This window comes from Streptomyces sp. NPDC049887, assembly GCF_040656535.1.
In the GTDB taxonomy this organism is placed as follows: Bacteria; Actinomycetota; Actinomycetes; order Streptomycetales; family Streptomycetaceae; genus Streptomyces.
Genome location: NZ_JBFAMM010000022.1, coordinates 68367 through 86964, shown reverse-complemented (window position 1 = coordinate 86964; position 18598 = coordinate 68367). Strand labels below are relative to the sequence as shown.

Here is an 18598-nt window from a genome sequence, read left to right as displayed (position 1 = left end):
GAGTTGTGCACAACTGAATTGTGTGCTCTAGTGATGGCTGTCCGGACCGCCCCAGGGGTCCGGCTCCGACGACCAAGGGATGGTTCTCCATGAACGCGCTGTACACCGCTGTCGCCACCGCGAACGGCCGCGAGGGGCGTGCCGTCAGCTCCGACGGCCGGCTGGACCTGCCGCTCGCCGCTCCCGCCGCCCTGGGCGGCAGCGGCGAGGGCACCAATCCGGAGCAGCTCTTCGCGGCGGGGTACGCGGCCTGCTTCGCCAGCGCGCTCGGCCTCGTCGGCCGTCAGGCGAAGGTCGACACCGGCGACATCTCGGTGACGGCCGAGGTGGGCATAGGCAAGGACGAGGACGGCGGCTTCGGGTTGGCCGTGGTCCTGCGCGTCGAACTGCCGGCCGCACTCGAGGGCGAGACCGGCGAGCTGCTGGTCAAGCAGGCGCACCAGGTCTGCCCGTACTCCAGGGCCACCCGCGGCAACATCCCCGTCGAGCTGATCGTCGAGTAGTCGGCAGGTCCGGTGGGCGGCGGGGCCGACGGGAACCGCCGTGGCGTCCCGGCGGGGGCGGGCACCGGCGGGGCCCCGCCGGTGGTCGGGTCCGGTGGGCGGGCACCCACGCCCCGGGAGGCCGATCGTGCCGCCCGCGCCGCCGGTCGGGGGAACGAGCCGCCACGGCGCGGGGTCGGCGTGCTCGGCGGTGCGGCGGCCCGTCCGGCCCGCCGCACCCTCGGTGAACTACGACGAATTTCGTACGATGGGAGCCCCGAACCGAAGTGGAGCTCCCGTGACCACCGCCGCCGGCCCCCGCCAGCTCGCCCATCCCACGCGCGACGAGATCCGGCTCGAGGGCGTGCTCCAGGCGCTCTCCGACCCGGTGCGGCTACGGGTGGTGCGCGAGCTGGCGACCGCCGAGTCCGAGCTGTCCTGCTCGTACTTCGATCTCCCCGTGACCAAGTCCACCTCGACCCACCACTTCCGCGTCTTGCGGGAGTGCGGCGTGATCCGGCAGGTGTACCGGGGCACGGCGAAGATGAACGGGCTGCGCCGCGACGACCTGGACGCGCTGTTCCCGGGCCTCCTCGACAGCGTCCTCACCGCCGCCGCCGGCGAAGCGGCCCGTCTCGGCACCGGCTGACCGCGTCCCGCTGCCCGTCGGCCCCGCTCGCCACGCGACCACCGTGACCGCGGCACCGGCGGGGGCGCCCGCTCGCTCCGGCGCAAGAGCGGGCGCCCCCGCCCCGTCCGGTTCGGGCGACCCGATCCCGTCGGCCGCCGTACCGCGTCAAGCCGCCGGGAGCCGCGGAGCCATGCCGACACCGGCCGCGTCCAGCAGCCCGTCCCAGTCGGCGATCTTCACCGAGCGACGCCCCAGCGACCGGCCCAGTACCGTCTCGGCCTCCTCGATCGCCAGCCAGCCCGGCCACTCCACCGGGCGCAGCCCCGCATCGCGCAGTACGTCCAGCGGTTCGTCCGGGAGCTGGCGGGCCGACAGCGCGGGCGCGTCCTCGAGGACCGAGGCCACCGTCTCCTTCGCACAGGGCCTGTTCGTGCCGATCACGCCGGTGGGGCCCCGTTTGATCCAGCCCGCCACGTACTCGCCCGGCGACGGCGAGCCGTCCCGCAGGACCCGCCCGGCCTCGTGCGGCACCGTGCCCCGGGCGGCGTCGAACGGCAGCCCGTCCAGCGGTGCTCCGCGGTAACCGACCGCCCGCAGCACCAGCTGCGCCTCGATCTCCTCGTACGTGTCCGTGCCGCGCACCCCGCCCGTGCCGTCCGGCACGGTCCGCTCGAAGCGCACTGCGGCGACCCGTCCGCCCTCGGCGAGCAGTTCCACGGGACGCAGGAAGAAGCGCAGCCGGATGCTCCGCGCCCGGGCGCGCGAGGCGCCCTCGCCGGCCGTCGCCCAGCCGCGCACCACGTCGACGTTGCGCCGGTTGACCGCCGGCAGCCCCGTCGCGTCGGCGTAACCGGGGTCCAGGGCGAGGTCGGCGGGCTCGACGCCCACGGCCGCGTCCGGCAGCGCGCCCAGCTCGCGCAGCTCCTTGGTGGTGAACTTCGCCTGCGACGGGCCGCGTCTGCCCACCATGTGCACCTCCCGCACCCGGCTGCCGGCCAGCGCGCCCAGTGCGTCCCGCGGCACGTCGGTCGGCAGCAGCTCCGCCGCTCCGCGCGCGAGGATCCGGGTGACGTCGACTGCGACGTTGCCCACCCCGATGACCACCGCCGACCGGGCGCCGAGGGCGAATCCGCTGCCCGCGGCGTCCGGGTGGGCGCTGTACCAGGACACGAAGTCGGTGGCCGAACAGCTCCCGGGCAGGTCCTCGCCGGGCACCCCCAGCCTTCGGTCCTTCGCGGCCCCGACGCAGTACACGACCGCGTGGTAGAGCCGCAGCAGACGCGCGGGCGTCAGGCCGTGCGTGCCCACCTCGACGTTGCCGACGAATCCGATCCGCTCGTCCTCCAGGACCGTCCGCAGGGTGTTCTGCAGGGACTTGATCTTCTCGTGGTCGGGCGCGACGCCGTACCGCACCAGCCCGTAGGGGCACGGGAGCCGGTCCAGGACGTCCACACGGACGTCCGGCACGAGGGACTGCTGGACGAGGGCCTGAGCGGTGTACACCCCGCTCGGCCCGGATCCGACGACGGCGACTCGAAGCACGGCTGCGCTCCTTCCGCAGGGTGCTTCCAGCATTGCACCGGGCAGGCCGCACGGTAAGTCTCACATCGTGCGCATACGGTTGATCTCGGCCGTCTGCTGCGCGATCACATCATTGGCCATTTCCTCCACCTGGACGTTGCTCCCCTCGGACAGCACGCTCGCTCCCATCGTCAGTGCGCCCTGGTGGTGAGTGATCATCAGCTTGAGGAACAGCTCGTCGAAGGCCCTGCCGTCGGCTGCGCGCAGTCGCGCCAGCTGTTCCTCGGTGGCCATGCCCGGCATCGCGCCGTGGTCATGGGCACCGTGACCGTCCGTCGTCTCTCCCTCGGCGTGCGTTCTCAGCCAGCCCCGCATCGCACCGATCTCGGGCTCCTGTGCGGCCCGGATGCGATCGGCGAGACGCTTCACCGGGGTGCCCGCGGCCCGCTCGGGTACGAGCGCCGTCATCTCCAGCGCCTGGGCGTGATGGACGATCATCATCCGGACGTACGCGACGTCCGCGGCGTTCGGGCTGTCGTCCGGCAGCTCCTTCGCGGCCTCCTCGGGGGAGAGCGTCCTCGCGGGCTCGCCCGGCTTCCCCGGGGCCACGACCACCCCGCCGCGCTCGCCCCCGGCCCTCGCGCCGCCGTCGGACCCCGACTCGCAGGCTCCCAGGGCGAGTACGGCCACGGTGACGGCCGCGACGACTTTCATTACGTCCCTGTTGCCATCTGTTGATATGGGCATGCCGAGGACGATACTGCCGGGGTCAGTGCATGGTTCAAGCACGGAATGGAACTAGGGGAGGAAAACGGTGACCCCGTTGCACACCACCCGCGTGCGGCGCAGACGCCTGGGCGTGGCGACAGCCGCGGCAGGGCTGCTGGCCACTCTGCTGACGGCCGGACCCGCCGCCGCCACACCGGACCCCGGAGACGTCCCGGCCGAGAGGAAGGTCTCGTCCGAACAGGCGGCAGCCGCGAGGGCCCTGACGAACAGTGGCGAGATTCCCGCGGTGGACGAGGTCGTCCACAGCGACAACATCCGCCATCTCGCGAACATCCCGAAGGACGCCCTCCCGGGCACCAACTCCGACCTCGCCTTCCAGGGCAGGTACGCGTTCGCCGGCAACTACGACGGCTTCCGCGTCTTCGACATATCCGACCCGCGCGCCCCGAAGACCGTCGCCCAGGTCCTGTGCCCGGGCTCCCAGAACGACATCTCGGTCTCCGGGGACCTGCTCTTCCTCTCCACCGACTCCTCGCGGAGCGACGACTCCTGTGCCAGCACCAGTCAGCCGGCCACGGAGAAGTCCTCGTGGGAGGGCCTCAAGGTCTTCGACATCAGCGACAAGCGCAATCCGAAGTACGTGGCGGCCGTCGAGACCGCGTGCGGCTCGCACACCCACACCCTCGTGCCCGAGCGGCGCAACGTGTACGTGTACGTGTCGTCGTACTCGCCGAACGCGGCCTTCCCGGACTGCCAGCCGCCGCACGACGGCATCTCCGTCATCAAGGTGCCGCGGAACGCCCCGGAGAAGTCCGCGGTCGTCGGCTTCCCGGTGCTGTTCCCGGGCGAGGGTCCGGACGGCGGCGGCAACCCCGGTGCGCCCACCAACCCGGGCGTCTCCAAGACGACCGGCTGCCACGACATCACGGTGCTGCCGGGCGAGGACCTCGCGGCCGGCGCGTGCATGGGTGACGGCATCCTGTTCGACATCCGCAACCCCGAGCGCCCGAAGGTCATCGACCAGGTCCAGGACAACGTCAACTTCGCGTTCTGGCACTCGGCGACGTTCAACCAGGACGCCGACAAGGTGGTCTTCACCGACGAGCTCGGCGGCGGCGGGGGCGCGACCTGCAACGCGGAGATCGGCCCGAACCGCGGGGCCGACGGCATCTACGACATCGTCGGCAGGGGCGACAAGCGCAAACTGGTCTTCCGCAGCTACTTCAAGATCGACCGGCACCAGGCCGCCACCGAGAACTGCGTGGCGCACAACGGCTCGCTGATCCCGGTGAAGGGCCGCGACATCATGGTCCAGGCCTGGTACCAGGGCGGCGTGTCGGTGTGGGAGTTCACGAACTCCGCCAAGCCGCGCGAGATCGCCTACTTCGAGCGCGGCCCGCTCTCCACCGACCGCGTCACCACGGGCGGCTCCTGGTCGGCGTACTACTACAACGGCCACATCTACTCGAACGACATCGCCAAGGGCTTCGACGTGCTGAAGCTCGAGGACCGTCGTACCGACGCGGCCAAGCGCGTCCGGATGCACGAGCTCAACGTGCAGACCCAGCCGGACTACTTCGACCGCCACGCCCACTGATCCGCGCCGTCGCGGTGCCGCCCGCCGGGGCGGCACCGCGCCTTCCCGGTGCGGCCGCGCCGGGTCCTCCGGGTCGGCCCTTACCGGGCCGCCCCGCCGGCGGTCCGGTCCGAATCACGGTGCGACGCCCCGCCGGGCGGCTCACCGCCGGGCGGGAAGCCGAGCTCCCAGTCCAGCCCGTACCGCTGGAACAGCTCCGCGCGCAGCCGTGCGCGCGGCATCGGCGCACCGGGCAGTGCCACCGCGAAGACCGCGCCCATCAGCAGCGCGCGCAGCAGCGGGTAGTCGGCGTCCACGTCCGGGGACCCGTACCGTCGCACCGCGTCGCGCAGCAGGAGGGCCAGGCGCTGCTGCTCGGGGCACTGGACGAACCCGTCGGCCTGCAGGATGCCCGCCATGTGCGCGCGCATCAGCACCGGCCGGTCCACGGCGAGGCCCAGGATCGCGTCGATCGCCCGGGCCAGTCGCTCCCGCCCGTCGAGGGTGCGGGGCTCGCGCTCCAGCGCCTCCTCCAGCGTGAGGTGCATCAGCCGGTGCACGGCCGACTGGAACAGCTGGCGCTTGCCGGCGAAGTAGTACGAGACCAGCCCGCGGGCCGAACCGGCCCGGTCGGCGATGTCCCCGAGCGTGGTCGCCTCGTACCCCCGCTCCCCGACCAGGTCCACGGTCGCCTGGAGCAGACGCTCCCGGGAACGCCGACGGAGCTCTTCATTGACCGATGCGCTCCGCGGGGACATGCTTAACTCCTGCGTTGACTGGCTCTGAGCCAATATACTCAGCGCGACCCGTGGCGAGGCGCTCGTGTGCCTGGTCAACGGGGGTGACCGGTCGGACCGGGCGACGCGGGGGATCGCCCGGTCCGATCCGTTCCGCCCTGGATCCGCTCACGGACCCCGGGAGCCGCGGCCTGCGGCTTGTGTCTCCGTTGTCCGTTCTTGTGTGCCCCATTGCCACGGTCGCCCACCGGTGCTCCGCCCACGGCGTTCCGGTTCACGCACCCACGAGTCCGAGTACCGGACGCAGGCCCTCGGGCCGCTCCTCGACCGGCAGATGGTCCACGAAGTGCACGGCGCAGCCCAGCAGTGCCGCCCCGCCGTCCGCGCTTCGGTCGTCGCCGACCATCAGGACGTCGCGGGGATCCTCCCCGAGCGCCTCGCAGCCGGCCCGGAACAGCCGGGCGTCCGGCTTCTGCACCCCGTGCCGGTACGACAGCACGTACGCGTCCACGTAGCCGTCCAGCCCGTGCGCCCGGAACACCGGTCGCGGGTCCCAGCCGATGTTGCTGACCACCGCGACGCCCGTGCCCAGGCGCCGCAGCTCCCCGAGCACCTCCTCCGCGTCCGGGTACGGCCGCCACGCGGACGGGGCCTTGTGCCGCTCGTAGAGCGCGTCGTAGAGCCGGGGGTCGGGGAGCTCCACCCGGCGGGCGAGGCCCACGTAGGCGTCCCTGTGCCGCTGTGCGTCCCGGTCGCGCGTCCACCACAGGTCGGCCAGCGCCTCGGGGACCAGCTCGGGGGTGGAGCCTCCGGGCAGCGCCCCGGCCGCCTCCAGCTCGCGCGCGTACCGCTCGAACGCGTCCTCGCCGACGGAGATCCCCGTCTCGTCGAGGGCGGCCCGCAGCCAGGAGGTGACGGATTCGATCCGGAAGAGCGTTCCTGAGAAATCGAAGAGCACGCCTTTGATCGCCATGGGGTGATCCTCCCGGCGTCAGGGCTCCCGGTTCAAGGCCAGCCGTTCGTACGATCCGACCGCCACGGCGACCACACAGATCCCGAGCAGCCATCCGGCCAGCACGTCCGTGAGCCAGTGCACCCCCAGATAGAGCCTGGTGAAGCCCACGCCCAGCACCGAGACCGCCGCGAGCAGGGCAGCCGTCCGCCGCAGCCCCGGACCGGCCCCCGTCCGCGCCAGCAGCCAGAGGAGCAGCCCGCAGGTGACGGTCGCCGTCATCGCGTGGCCGGACGGGAAGGCGGCGTAGTGGGCGTAGTCCACGGGTTCCGACCAGACCGGGCGCTGCCGCCCGACCAGGACCTTGAGGAGCTGCTGCACCGCCGAGCCCAGCAGGCTCGCCGCCGCGACCCACAGGGCCGGCAGACGCTCGCCGCGCCACAGCAGGCCGAGGACCACCGCGACCACCAGGGCGCGCATCGTCCACGGGTCCCACACCCAGTCGCTGAGGATCCGGTTCGCACGGGTGAATCCCGGCTCCGCCAGCGCGGACTCGTGGAGCGCGACGGCGACCGTACGGTCGGCCGACACCAGCGGCTCCCAGCCCACGGCAACCGTCACCAGCAGCAGCACGGTGACCACGGCGGTCAGCGAGGCGGTGCGCGCCCCTGGGACCGGAGTGCCCCGCTCCGGGGTGGGGGTGCGTGGGAGGGGGGTGGAGGTGGGGGTGGGGGGACGCATGGGAGGGATCCTGCCCCCGATCCGCCCTGCTACTGCCCCGACCGGTCAGGTTCACCGGGTCGCGGCACAGCGCACCGGGCGCCGCGGCCCTCCCGGCGAACCCTCGGGTCAAGGCGCTGGTCAGTTCAGAGCGCTCAGACCCGGTACGAACGCCACCAGCAGGGGGACGACGGGCACCAGGACCGCGGCGGCGGTCAGCCGCAGCCGCCTGCCCGCGGTGAGCCGGGGCACCGGAGCCAGCAGGCGGTTCACCCGCTGGTGCAGCTGGGCGTCGGGAGCCGGGCAGGGACCGAAGACCCCGCGGTGTTCGTTCAGCTCGACCAGCGCGAGGGCGATCGTCAGCCGTCCGAACCGGCGCGAGGCCACGTCGTCCGCGGCCAACTCGACCAGCCGGTGCATCTCGTCGCGGAACGCGGCGAAGACCGGGACCTGGGGAAAGCCGTTGGCGAGCGCCGCCGAGCAGTGCAGCAGCCAGTCGTGGCGCGCCCTGGCGTGCCCCTGCTCATGAGCCAGCACCGCGTCGAGCTGACGGCCTTTCAGCCGTCGCAGGGCGGCCGTGGTGATGACCAGCTGGGGCGCGGCGCCGGGCAACCACCACGCGTCGGGGCGTTCGCCCTCCAGCACCACCAGCGGATCGTCCCCCGGGTCCTCTCCGGGCAACAGGGGGGCGCGCACGAGGAGTTCGGCCCTGCGCCGCTTGCGTCGCGCGTGCGCCCGGTGGATCTCCCGGGTGAGCATCGCCCCGGTCCACAGGCCCCCGCACGCCAGCGCGACGGCCAGTACCGCCGACCACGGCCCGCCCGCGCCCAGGGCGTACGCCTCGACGACCGCGCTCGGTGCGGGTGCGAAGACCGGCCCCCGCACCGCCTGCCAGGCGGCGGCCGCGCTGATCGTCATGGAGAGTCCGAAGCTCAGCAGTACCGCCGCGACCACGCACTGCCACACCCACAACGCCACCACCGGCTCGCGCTCCGGCCAGTCGGCCCGCGACATCAGCCGCGGCGCGACGACGGCGGCCAGTGCGCCGAGCGTCAGCAGCGCGAGGGAGACCATCATGGGCACCAGACTATGAGGGGCGCGCTACTCGCAGGTATGGCTTCACACGGCAAGTGATGTACGCCACGGCCCCCGCGCTCAGACGGTGAGGAGCATGGCGAGCATGGCGACGCCCATCGAGACCCGGCACGCCAGGGCCAGCTCGGGACGGGCCCCCCAGGCCGGGACAGGGCCGCCCGCGGGCGCCGCCACCGGCACCAGCCGGGAGCCCGCGCGCAGGACGAACACCGTGAAGTAGACGAGCAACACCCCCGTCACCAGCGGCACTCCGCCGGCCCCCGGCGCGCCGCGGTGCTCCCCGTGGCCGCCCGCCGCGAACGGGGACATCGCCACCGCCATGTACACCATGGCCAGCGAGCCGACCAGATGGTGCAGATGGTGCGCGCCGCCGCGGGAGATCCGAGTGGCCCACAACGCTCGCAGGCCCACCGTGCCGAACAGGGCCGCGAACAGCAGCCAGCCCCACGTCGGAGCCGGCGCCACGGCAGCCGGCACGGCCATCGCGGCCATCCCGAACCCCATCAGCGCCTCGTCCGTCGCCGCGCTGCGCGCCGGGCCCGCACAGCAGCGCATCCGCACGACGCAGTACGTGCCGGACGCCGCGCACAGTGCCACGAGCAGCCAGCCCGGCAGCGCCGCTCCGTGCACCGCACACCTCCCGGCTCGACGTGTCGAGCAGGGCATGCCCCACGGGGGTCGGGCGCATACGAGCGCACGGGTGTACGCGGGGCGCTCGCGGGGGCCCGCGCGGCGGCGTACGCCGCACGGCGAGCCTTCCCCGCCCGGTGTCCGGGACGGTTCCGCCCCGCTCAGGGCCGGTGGCGCAGCGGATGGTCCTCGGGCACCTCGACCACGGCGATCCGCACCCCGTCCGGGTCGGTGAGCCACATCTCGACGAGCCCCCAGGGCTCCCGCCGCGGCGGCCGTTCGACATCGGCCCCGTGCGACAGGACGTGTCCGTAGGCCGCCTTGGCGTCCGACACCTGGAGCCACAGGGCGAGGCCCGGGCCGGGCGGGGTGTCGGAGCGGCCGGAGACCTCCAGGAACCCGCCCCCGAGGAAGTAGACGGTCCCGCGATCCGGCCCGCTGCCGAACTCGCGGTAGATCTGCAGGCCCAGCACGTCCTCGTAGAACCGTCGGGACCGCTCGGGGTCGGTCGGCCGCAGCAGGATGCGACTGCTCAGCACGTGCATCATGGTCTCCACGTTAGACCGCCGGTGCGCCGCGCCGAGGTCGGGCGGACCGCGCGTCCGGGCCGACCCGCCGCGGCACGCCGCGAAGAGGAGAACGGAGAACCGCCCCATGGAGACCGCCCCGCCCCGGCACCCGGCGCAGCTGTCCTTCCACGACGCGACCGATGCCGATGTGCCCGCGCTGGTCGAGCTCATCGAGTCGGCCTACCGCGGGGACTCCAGCCGAGCAGGCTGGACCACCGAGGCCGACATCCTGGACGGCCAGCGCACCGACCCGGAGGGCGTGCGCCAGGTGATCGGGGCGTCCGGCAGCAGGCTGCTCGTGGTGCGGCGCGGAGACGAAATGGTGGCCTGCTGCCAGCTCGAACACCGCGGCGACGCGGCGTACTTCGGCATGTTCGCCGTGCGCCCGGGACTGCAGGGCGGTGGACTCGGTCGCTTGGTCATCACCGAGGCGGAGCGTCTCGTCCGCGAGGCGTGGGGCGTCACCGAGATGCACATGACGGTGATCTCGGTGCGTGAGGAGCTCATCGCCTGGTACGAGCGGCGCGGGTACCGCCGTACGGGACGGATGACGCCGTTCCCGTACGGCGACGAGCGGTTCGGCGTTCCGCGCCGCGCCGACCTGCAGTTCGAACTGCTCGTGAAGAACCTGGACGGCTGAGGCACGGCCTTCCGCAACGCCTGTGGCACCGCGGAAACCGGACCGGTCCGCCGGTCCGGTCCGGCCCGCCGCCGGGGCCGTCAGGCCGTGAAGCGGCCGGTGCGCCGGATCTCCGGGAAGTCGGTGGTCGCGCCGTCGAGTTCGAGGGCGCGCACCAGCCGCAGATGGTCCTGGGTGTTGACGACCCAGCCGATGACCCTGAGCCCCTCGTCGTGGGCGTGCTCCACCGTCTCCAGCGTGAGCCGGCGGATGTTCAGCGCCAGCGTCGGGGCGCCGACGGCCTGCGCGCGCTCCACGATGTCGCTGCCCCACCGGCTGGCGACGAGGGCCGTGCGCACGCCGGGTACCAGTGCGGCGATCTCCCTGACGGCGTCGTCCTGGAACGAGGTGACCTCGATCCGCTCCGCCAGATCCCGCTTGATCATCACGTCGGCGAGCACCCGCGCCGCGGCCGCGTCCTTGATCTCGACCTGGAGCGGTGCGCTCACCGCGTCCAGGACCTCCTCGAGGACCGGGATGCGCTCGCCCTGACCGGCGTCCAGCTCCCGCAGCTCGGCGAGGGTCTTCTCGGCGATCGGCCCCGTGCCGTCGGTCGTCCGGTCCACATCGGCGTCGTGCATGACGACCAGTGCGCCGTCCTTGCTGAGATGGAGATCCAGTTCGATCGCGTCCATACCCGCGCGTTCCGCCCGGACGAAGGAACGCAGGGTGTTCTCCGGTTCGACACCCATGACCCCGCGATGACCGATGGTGAGGAAACTCAAGATCTTCTCGCTTCCGTCGATGTGTCGGGCTCGGGCCGTTCTTGTTGCGGCTCCCGCGCGGTGACACCCGCCCCCGCGCGGCTCGGCCGCAGCCTAGTGGCCTGCGCCTCGGCCGCACCCGGTCGTGCATGAGGTGCCGGGCTTGGGGGAACGCGCTCTTCCGGCGCCGCGCCCCGCGACGGGCTCACTCGCGCGTGGGCGAGTCCTCCGGGCCTTGACGGCGTGCGGGCCGAAACCCGCCCCGGTGGTGCCGCCTGCCCGACGTTCCGAAGCCATCGCCCCGAATGGCCTAGGTCACAGTAAAATCTGCGGTGACCATGGGGGTGAGGCAGGATAATTTCCCAGGGTTCCCCTTGTACGGGAGAACCGGGCATGGATACGGTGTCTTGACGCGAGGTTCTCCCGTGGAGGAAGTGACATGACGGAAATTCTTGTGCAGAACGCTGCGACGGACGCGGCGACGGCCACGGCGGTGGTCGAGCATCCCGCGTGGCAGATGCTCAAGGACGCCGTCGAGGAGATCAGGCCCTGGCAGTCCGAGGACGGTTCCATCGACTTCGGCGCCGACGGCGCCCCGGTGCGCGCCGCCGCCGAGTACGCGATCGAGCGGGTGACCGCCGCCGTGGAAGAGCTCTCGCCGCTGCTTCCGCATGACGCCGCGTACCACCGCGCGCTCGTCGCCGACCTGCGCAAATGGGCCGACAGCGGTTTCGGGGTGCCGGACTTCCTGGACTCGCTGCTGGCGTTCCAGCCCGCCGCCGACCGCGTGGACGGCCTCCAGCACCTGGTGGTCTTTCCCATGTACACGCAGAACGGCAATCCGGACCGCAACCTGGAGGCCGTCGTTCTGCGGATGGTGTGGCCGGACTGGCTGGCCGAGCTGGAGGCGACCCGGTACGACAACCCGCTGTTCTGCGGGATCACCTTCGAGGACTTCACCGCCGGCTACGACACCAACTCGGCCGTGCTGTTCCCCGAGACCATAGCCGTGCGCGAGGCCCCCGAGCGGTTCAGCTGGGGCGGCATCTTCTGCGACCGCGAGGCCGCCCGCTTCCGCCGGGTGACCGAGGCCGCCGTGGAGATCCTCTCGATCGACCTCCCCGAGGACGTGGCCTCGATGGTCCACGACCAGGAGCGCTGCGAGAAGGCCTTCGTCCTGTGGGACATGATCCACGACCGCACCCACAGCCACGGTGACCTGCCGTTCGACCCCTTCATGATCAAGCAGCGCCAGCCGTTCTGGATGTACGGCCTGGAGGAGCTGCGCTGCGATCTCACGGCCTTCAAGGAGGCCGTGAAGCTGGAGGCCGAGGGCAACGAGCACGGCCGTGACGTCCAGTACGCCGTGCTGTTCGACCGGATGTTCCGCTTCCCCGTCACCGGCGACCGGGTGCGCAACTACGACGGCCTCGGCGGCCAGCTGCTCTTCGCGTACCTCCACAAGCACGACGTCGTGCGCTGGACGGACAACACGCTGAGGGTGGACTGGGAGCGGGCCCCGCAGGTCACCAACCAGCTCTGCGCCGAGATCGAGACGCTGTACCGCGACGGCATCGACAGGCCGAAGCTCGTCCACTGGTTCAAGGCGTACGAGCTGGTGTCCACCTATCTCGCTCCGCACCCCGGCTCCCGCTGGGCGAAGGGTCCCGACGCCCTGGACCTGAGCCAGCCGCCGCGCAAGCTCGTGGACGACGTGCTTCCGGACGAGTTTCCGCTCAGCATGTTCTTTGAGGCGCTCTCCAAGAAGCTGAAGGGCGTGATCGCTTCCACCAAGGGCATCACGGCCCGGTCCGCCGAGCGAGTCGCCGCGTGAGCTCTCGGACGGAGGAGACCAGCACCATGAATGCGAACGGCAACGGGGCCCTCGACGGTGCGGTGATCGCGGTCGCGGGCGCGGCGGGTCCGGCGGGCCGCGCCACCCTGCTCCGCCTCGCCGAGGCGGGCGCGATCGTCGTGGCGTCGGACGCGGACACCGAGCGACTGGCGCAGGCGGTCGACGAGGCACGGTACGCGCACGGCGGTGCGACCGTCACCGGCGACACCGTGGACCTGCTCGACCCGACCGCGACCCGGGAGTGGGCCGCGCAGACCGAGAAGGAGTTCGGCCGCGTCGACGGCCTCGTCCATCTCGTCGGCGGCTGGCGCGGCAGCGCGACCTTCGGCGAGACCGACCTGAGCGATTGGCAGCTCCTCGAGAAGCTGCTGATCCGCACGGTCCAGAACACCTCACTCGCCTTCCACGAGGCGCTCAAGCGCAGCGACAAGGGCCGCTTCGTGCTGGTCAGCCAGTCCGGGGCGGCGAAGCCCACCGAGGGGAACGCCTCCTACGCCGCGGCCAAGGCCGCGGCGGAGGCGTGGACCCTGGCGCTCGCCGACTCGTTCCGGAAGGCCGGGGGCGAGGAAGGTCCCCGCGCGGCGGCTGCCATCCTGATCATCAAGGCGCTCGTGCACGACGCGATGCGCGCCGAGCGCCCGAACGCCAAGTTCGCGGGCTTCACGGACGTCGAGGAACTGGCCGAGGCCGTTGCCGGAGTCTGGGACCGGCCCGCCCAGGAAGTGAACGGACAGCGCCTGTGGCTGACCCCCGAGCCGTGATACCGACGAGAACCGACGCCCGCCGGCACCACGACCCCGACGTCCGGGGATTCGCCAGCGACAACTACGCGGGCGGACACCCGGAGGTGATGGCCGCCCTTGCCCTGGCCAACGGCGGCCACCAGGTCGCCTACGGCGAGGACGAGTACACCGACCACCTCCAGCGGATCATGCACAGCCACTTCGGCTCCGGTGCCGAGGCGTTCCCCGTCTTCAACGGCACCGGCGCCAACGTCACCGCGCTGCAGGCGCTCACCGACCGGTGGGGCGCCGTCGTGTGCGCCGAGAGCGCCCACATCAACGTGGACGAGGGCGGCGCCCCGGAGCGGATGGGCGGGCTGAAGCTGCTGACCGTACCGACCCCGGACGGCAAGCTCACCCCCGAGCTCGTCGACCGGCAGGCCTGGGGCTGGGAGGACGAGCACCGCGCCATGCCGCAGGTCGTGTCGATCACCCAGAACACCGAACTGGGCACGGTCTACACGGTGGACGAGGTACGCGCGATCGTCGACCACGCCCACGGGCTCGGTATGAAGGTCCACCTCGACGGGGCGCGAATAGCCAACGCCGCGGCGTCGCTGGACGTGCCGATGCGCGCGTTCACCAACGCCGTCGGCGTGGACGTCATCTCGTACGGAGGCACCAAGAACGGCATGCTCTTCGGCGAGGCCGTCGTCGTGCTCAACCCCGACGCCGTCAGCCGTATGAAGCATCTGCGCAAGATGTCGATGCAGCTCGCCTCGAAGATGCGGTTCGTGTCCGTGCAGTTGGAGGCGCTGCTCGCCAAGGACCTGTGGCTGCGCAACGCCCGGCACTCCAACGCCATGGCGCAGCGGCTCGCCGAGGGCGTCCGGGCCGTGGACGGGGTGGAGATCCTCTACCCGGTGCAGGCGAACGCGGTGTTCGCCCGGCTGCCGCAGGAGGTGAGCCGGCGGCTCCAGAAGCGCTTCCGCTTCTACTTCTGGGACGAGGCGGCCGGGGACGTCCGCTGGATGTGCTCGTTCGACACCCGTGAGGAGGACGTGGACGCCTTCGTCCTCGCGCTGAAGGAGGAAATGGCGCGCTGAGCCTTGAGCGGCACCGACTCCTGACGATGCATGGGTATGCGATCGGCTGAAAGTCCATTGACTCTCGGCCGGTCGCGTTCCTATGCTCGCGCTCCATGGAGCTCATCCAGCAGGTCCCCGAGATCTCCGCCTATCTCGCCTCCGATGACGTCATCGATCACGAGCATCCGCTGGTGCGCGAGACGTCGGCCGGCCTCCGCTCCGGTGTCGCTGATGCATACGAATACGCCAGGGCGGCCTTTGAATTCGTCCGTGACGCCATCCCGCACTCGTACGACGCGAACGACCTCCGGGTCACCTGGCGGGCGTCCGACGTCCTGGAGCAGCGCACCGGGATCTGCTACGCCAAGGCGCACGCCCTGGTCGCCCTGTTGCGGGCGGGATCCGTCCCCGCCGCGCTCTGCTACCAGAAGCTCGGCGTCGTCCACGGGCTCGTCGCGGTCCGGATGCCCGGTGGGCGGACCTGGCACCGTCAGGATCCGCGCGGCAACAAGCCGGGGGTGGACGCCCGGTTCTCGCTGGATCGGGAGCGGCTCGCCTTCACCCCCGACCCCGAGTCCAATGAGATGGACTATCCAGTACTGTATGCTGCACCGCATCCCAAGGTGCTGAGGGCCCTCCGGTCCGCGCGGGACCGGCACTCCCTCGCGGAGCGTCTTCCGTCCGCGCTCTGAGGGCCACCCGAAGCACGTGCCGCAGCACTCCCAGGCAAGGACGCCCATGCCTCTCACGCTCACCGTGTCCGACGAGGTCCACGGCCTCGTCCCCGGATTCACCCCGCTCGTCGTCGAGGCCCACGGCCTGGTCAACGGACCCAGCAGCGAGGCGAGTTCGGCGCTCCTCGACGACGCCGCGCGCCGGGTGGCGGAACGGCTCGGCGGTCGCGCGCCGCACGAGGACCCGCACATGGCGGCCTGGCGAGCCGCCTACAGCGCCTTCGGGGCCAAGCCCTCACGTACCCGCAACTCCGCCGAGGCCCTCGCCAGGCGCGCGCTGACGGGTGCCGGGCTGCCCCGGATCAATCTGCTCGTCGACGCGTACAACGCGCTCAGCGTGGCCCGTCTGATCCCGGTCGGCGGCGAGGACCTGGACCGCGTCCGGGGCGGGATGCGGCTCGTGCGCGCCACCGGGCAGGAGTCCTTCGTGACCGTCGCGGCGGGCGGTGAGGTCGTCGAGCACCCCGAGCCGGGCGAGATCGTCTGGTGCGACGACGAAGGCGTCACCTGCCGCCGCTGGAACTGGCGCCAGGGCCCGCGCACCCGGCTCACGGAGGAGTCCGTCGACGCCGTCTTCCTGCTGGAGTCCCTGGCCCCGATGGCCGCCGCGGAGCTCGAGGCCGCGGGCGCGGAACTCGCCGAGTCGCTGGAGAAGCTCAGCCCGGGAGCCCGGATCACGATCCGTACGGCCGGGTGACGCCCGGGTACGCGCGTCCCCTCCGGCGGGGATCCGGTCGGCTCCCCGCGACCACGGAGAGACACACCCGGAGGCAGGACCTGCGGGAATCCGCTCAGTGTGCCTCGCGGACCTCGGCCGGCGTCGGGGCCGTGCCCCCGAGGTGCGCGGGCACCCACCAGGTGTCGGAAACGTCCTTGGGCCGCACCGGATAGGCGCGCTGTGCCGACTCCAGCAGTTCCTGCACCCGCTCCCGCAGCCGACGGGTGATCGCCCCGGCGTACTGGTCGGTGGGCGCCTCCATGGGCTCACCGACGCGGATCGTCACCGGGATGTGGCTGCGCCGGAGGTTCTTCGGCCGGCCCTTGGTCCACAGTCGCTGCGTGCCCCACAGCGCCATCGGGACGAGCGGCACGCCCGCCTCCTGGGCGAGCCGTGCCGCGCCGGACTTGAAGCCCTTCAGCGTGAACGACTGCGAGATCGTGGCCTCCGGGAAGACGCCGATCACCTCGCCCCCGCGCAGCGAGTCCAGCGCGTGGGCGTACGCGGCCTCGCCCTGGTTGCGGTCCACCGGGATGTGCTTCATCCCGCGCATCAGCGGGCCCGAGACCCGGTGCCGGAACACCGACTCCTTCGCCATGAAGCGCACCAGGCGCTTCTGCGGCAGCGCGGCCAGGCCGGAGAAGATGAAGTCCAGGTAGCTGATGTGGTTGCTCACCAGCACCGCGCCCCCCGAGCGCGGGATGTTCTCCGAGCCCTGGCTGTCGATCTTCAGGTCGAGCGCCTTGAACATCGCGAGTGCGGCGCCGATGACCGGCCGGTAGACGAGCTCTGCCATGTCGGGAGAGGCCCTTCCTTCTGTGTCCCGGGGAGGGTTCTCCCAACGGAAGTTACGCAGCCGTAGGTTTTCGGCATTGGGCAGATCGTGCCCCATGTGCGGCGCTACGGCCAGTCCCCGGCGCGTCGTACGGCGAGATTCTCGTCACGTCGTGTCACCTGCACCCGCCGCGGCGCCGGCGGTGCGGCACCGTACCCACCGGGCCGGCGCCCAGCCGGGGGGAGGACGGGGGCGCGGGTACGGGGGTCGAACCGCGGCACCCGCACGTCGAGGTGGTCCACGCCCCCCGGGACCTCCCGGGGGCGGGAGCGGGAATCATTGCGCTCGTGTGCACGCTGGAGGGATGGCGACGACCGGACGTGTGCGCGGCGGTCCTCGCGGTGGCGGGGTGTACGGGCTGCCGCACCGGTGGACGAATGGGAGGTCGAAGGTGCGCGGGAAGGACGTGGAGCGTCGGCTCGGCGCGGCCGAACTGGGCGCGGAGCTGGGGGAGAGGGCGACGCTGGTGCAGTTCTCCAGTGCCTTCTGCCGGCCGTGCGGAGCGACGCGGCGCACGCTCGCGCAGGTCGCGGACATGGTCGACGGTGTCGTCCATGTGGAGATCGACGCGGAGGACCGGCTCCCGCTCGTGCGCGAGCTGGACATCCTGCGCACGCCCACCGTGCTGGTGCTCGACGCCGGGGGCCGGATCGTGCGACGGGCGTCCGGGCAGCCCCGCAAGGCGGACGTCATCGCGGCCCTCGGTGAGGCCGTCCGACGGCGCGGAACCGGCGACGGCCGGGTGACGGTCCGTGACGCAGCTCCCATCCGACCGGGCGCACTTGACTCCACGCACCGGCAATCGTCAGTCTGACGATGTGCCAACAGAACTCCTTCCCGCCGGCCGGAAGCAGCAACGGACCACCCCGGCCCACGACGCGAGCGATCGCTGTCCGGGTGTCTGAGCAGCGACGCCCCCGACCGAACCCCTCGCAGAAGGACCTCTCCATGGCGGCCACGCCCGGCCTCGGCACTCCTCGACTCGCCTCCCCTGATCTGCTGCGCTCCGTCTTCCGGCGCCATGCGGCCGGCGTGGCGGTCATCACGGCGCACGGCGACCGCCCCGTCGGGTTCACCGCCACCTCGCTCAGCTCCGTCGCGGCCGAGCCCCCGCTGCTCTCGTTCGGCATCGGGACCGCCTCCTCCAGCTGGCAGGTCGTCGCCGAGGCGGGGTACGTCGGGGTGCACATACTCTCGGAGGACCAGCGCGAGCTGGCCGCCACCTTCGCCCGCCGGGGCGCCGACCGGTTCGCCGCGCCCACCCGATGGCGTACCGGCCCCGAGGGGGTCCCGCTTCTGGACGGCGTGCTGGCCTGGCTGGTCTGCCGGGTCGTCGCCCGGGTGCCCGCGGGGGACCACCGGGTGGTGATCGCCGAGGCGGTCGCCGGCGACCCGGAGGGTGCCGGCCGTCCGCTGCTGTACCACCAGGGTCGCTTCAACGCGTTGAGGGACTGAGAGATCCCGGTTACGCAGCGTTGGCAAGGTCACAGTTCCAAGCGCTTGCTCACCGGGTAAGCAGTGGATGTACTGGCGAGTAATATTTCGTTCGGAGCGCCGGTCGCCCCGACCGGAAACCCCGCCTTCAGGCGCCTATGCTGCCTGCACAAGGCAGCTCAGTAAT

Annotated in this window: 20 protein-coding genes and 1 pseudogene; 11 read left to right on the top strand and 10 right to left on the bottom strand. The window is 72.0% G+C overall.

Annotation, left to right across the window (positions count from 1 at the left end):
* Positions 1-89: 89 nt before the first annotated feature.
* Together AB0J10_RS24670 and AB0J10_RS24665 are read left to right on the top strand one after the other, a co-directional pair.
* Positions 90-503: an organic hydroperoxide resistance protein gene (locus tag AB0J10_RS24670; RefSeq protein ID WP_363064652.1), complete on the top strand. Its 414-nt coding sequence runs from the start codon at positions 90-92 to the stop codon at positions 501-503.
* A 277-nt stretch (positions 504-780) separates the two neighbouring features.
* Positions 781-1131: a transcriptional regulator gene (locus tag AB0J10_RS24665; protein ID WP_363064651.1), complete on the top strand. Its 351-nt coding sequence runs from the start codon at positions 781-783 to the stop codon at positions 1129-1131.
* A gap of 147 nt (positions 1132-1278) precedes the next feature.
* On the opposite strand, the gene AB0J10_RS24660 is transcribed toward AB0J10_RS24665, so the two are convergent.
* Entirely contained in the window at positions 1279-2655 is a 1377-nt protein-coding gene (locus tag AB0J10_RS24660; protein WP_363064650.1) for an FAD-dependent oxidoreductase, read from the bottom strand.
* Positions 2656-2715: 60 nt separating this feature from the next.
* Positions 2716-3348 carry a DUF305 domain-containing protein gene (locus tag AB0J10_RS24655; RefSeq protein WP_363064697.1) on the bottom strand — a complete coding sequence of 211 codons (633 nt, stop codon included), beginning with the start codon at positions 3346-3348 and terminating at the stop codon, positions 2716-2718.
* Between the two features lie 100 nt (positions 3349-3448).
* Here AB0J10_RS24655 and AB0J10_RS24650 point away from each other — a divergent pair, with 100 nt between their 5' ends.
* A complete protein-coding gene (locus AB0J10_RS24650; protein ID WP_363064649.1) occupies positions 3449-4960 on the top strand; it encodes a hypothetical protein in 1512 nt (503 codons plus the stop codon).
* Between the two features lie 80 nt (positions 4961-5040).
* On the opposite strand, the gene AB0J10_RS24645 is transcribed toward AB0J10_RS24650, so the two are convergent.
* The 6 genes from AB0J10_RS24645 to AB0J10_RS24620 form a co-directional block, all read right to left on the bottom strand.
* Positions 5041-5697, bottom strand: coding sequence for a helix-turn-helix domain-containing protein (locus tag AB0J10_RS24645; protein ID WP_363064648.1), 657 nt, complete (start codon positions 5695-5697; stop codon positions 5041-5043).
* A gap of 253 nt (positions 5698-5950) precedes the next feature.
* Positions 5951-6649 carry an HAD family hydrolase gene (locus AB0J10_RS24640; protein WP_363064647.1) on the bottom strand — a complete coding sequence of 233 codons (699 nt, stop codon included), beginning with the start codon at positions 6647-6649 and terminating at the stop codon, positions 5951-5953.
* An 18-nt stretch (positions 6650-6667) separates the two neighbouring features.
* Positions 6668-7369, bottom strand: a complete 702-nt coding sequence (locus AB0J10_RS24635; RefSeq protein WP_363064646.1) for a phosphatase PAP2 family protein — start codon at positions 7367-7369, stop codon at positions 6668-6670.
* A 120-nt stretch (positions 7370-7489) separates the two neighbouring features.
* Positions 7490-8425 (bottom strand): M56 family metallopeptidase, encoded by a 936-nt coding sequence (locus AB0J10_RS24630; RefSeq protein ID WP_363064645.1) that lies wholly within the window; start codon positions 8423-8425, stop codon positions 7490-7492.
* Between the two features lie 78 nt (positions 8426-8503).
* A complete protein-coding gene (locus tag AB0J10_RS24625) occupies positions 8504-9073 on the bottom strand; it encodes a DUF5134 domain-containing protein (protein WP_363064644.1) in 570 nt (189 codons plus the stop codon).
* A 161-nt stretch (positions 9074-9234) separates the two neighbouring features.
* On the bottom strand, positions 9235-9621 hold the full coding sequence (locus AB0J10_RS24620) for a VOC family protein (protein WP_363064643.1): 387 nt from the start codon (positions 9619-9621) through the stop codon (positions 9235-9237).
* Positions 9622-9727: 106 nt separating this feature from the next.
* Between AB0J10_RS24620 and AB0J10_RS24615 the strand changes: the two genes are divergently transcribed.
* On the top strand, positions 9728-10282 hold the full coding sequence (locus AB0J10_RS24615; protein WP_363064642.1) for a GNAT family N-acetyltransferase: 555 nt from the start codon (positions 9728-9730) through the stop codon (positions 10280-10282).
* An 80-nt stretch (positions 10283-10362) separates the two neighbouring features.
* On the opposite strand, the gene AB0J10_RS24610 is transcribed toward AB0J10_RS24615, so the two are convergent.
* Positions 10363-11046 (bottom strand): glycerophosphodiester phosphodiesterase family protein, encoded by a 684-nt coding sequence (locus AB0J10_RS24610; RefSeq protein ID WP_363064641.1) that lies wholly within the window; start codon positions 11044-11046, stop codon positions 10363-10365.
* A gap of 418 nt (positions 11047-11464) precedes the next feature.
* On the opposite strand from AB0J10_RS24610, the gene AB0J10_RS24605 reads away from it, so the two are divergent.
* The 5 genes from AB0J10_RS24605 to AB0J10_RS24585 all read left to right on the top strand — a co-directional run bounded on the left by AB0J10_RS24605 (position 11465) and on the right by AB0J10_RS24585 (position 16121).
* Positions 11465-12859, top strand: coding sequence for a DUF6421 family protein (locus AB0J10_RS24605; protein ID WP_363064640.1), 1395 nt, complete (start codon positions 11465-11467; stop codon positions 12857-12859).
* Between the two features lie 26 nt (positions 12860-12885).
* Positions 12886-13641, top strand: a complete 756-nt coding sequence (locus tag AB0J10_RS24600; RefSeq protein ID WP_363064639.1) for an SDR family NAD(P)-dependent oxidoreductase — start codon at positions 12886-12888, stop codon at positions 13639-13641.
* Positions 13620-14708, top strand: coding sequence for a low specificity L-threonine aldolase (locus AB0J10_RS24595; protein ID WP_363064638.1), 1089 nt, complete (start codon positions 13620-13622; stop codon positions 14706-14708). Before AB0J10_RS24600 ends, AB0J10_RS24595 begins: the two co-directional genes overlap by 22 nt.
* A 95-nt stretch (positions 14709-14803) precedes the next feature.
* The gene (locus AB0J10_RS24590; RefSeq protein ID WP_363064637.1) at positions 14804-15382 is read left to right on the top strand and encodes a transglutaminase family protein; all 579 of its coding nucleotides are present in this window, start codon (positions 14804-14806) and stop codon (positions 15380-15382) included.
* Between the two features lie 46 nt (positions 15383-15428).
* Positions 15429-16121, top strand: a complete 693-nt coding sequence (locus tag AB0J10_RS24585; protein ID WP_363064636.1) for a phenylalanine--tRNA ligase beta subunit-related protein — start codon at positions 15429-15431, stop codon at positions 16119-16121.
* A 94-nt stretch (positions 16122-16215) separates the two neighbouring features.
* Here AB0J10_RS24585 and AB0J10_RS24580 read toward each other — a convergent pair whose 3' ends face one another.
* Positions 16216-16938, bottom strand: a complete 723-nt coding sequence (locus AB0J10_RS24580; RefSeq protein ID WP_363064635.1) for a lysophospholipid acyltransferase family protein — start codon at positions 16936-16938, stop codon at positions 16216-16218.
* 359 nt (positions 16939-17297) lie between these two features.
* Here AB0J10_RS24580 and AB0J10_RS24575 point away from each other — a divergent pair.
* Positions 17298-17692: pseudogene (locus AB0J10_RS24575) on the top strand (thioredoxin family protein); the annotation flags it as partial.
* Between the two features lie 233 nt (positions 17693-17925).
* Positions 17926-18432 (top strand): flavin reductase family protein, encoded by a 507-nt coding sequence (locus AB0J10_RS24570; RefSeq protein ID WP_363064634.1) that lies wholly within the window; start codon positions 17926-17928, stop codon positions 18430-18432.
* Positions 18433-18598: the final 166 nt, after the last annotated feature.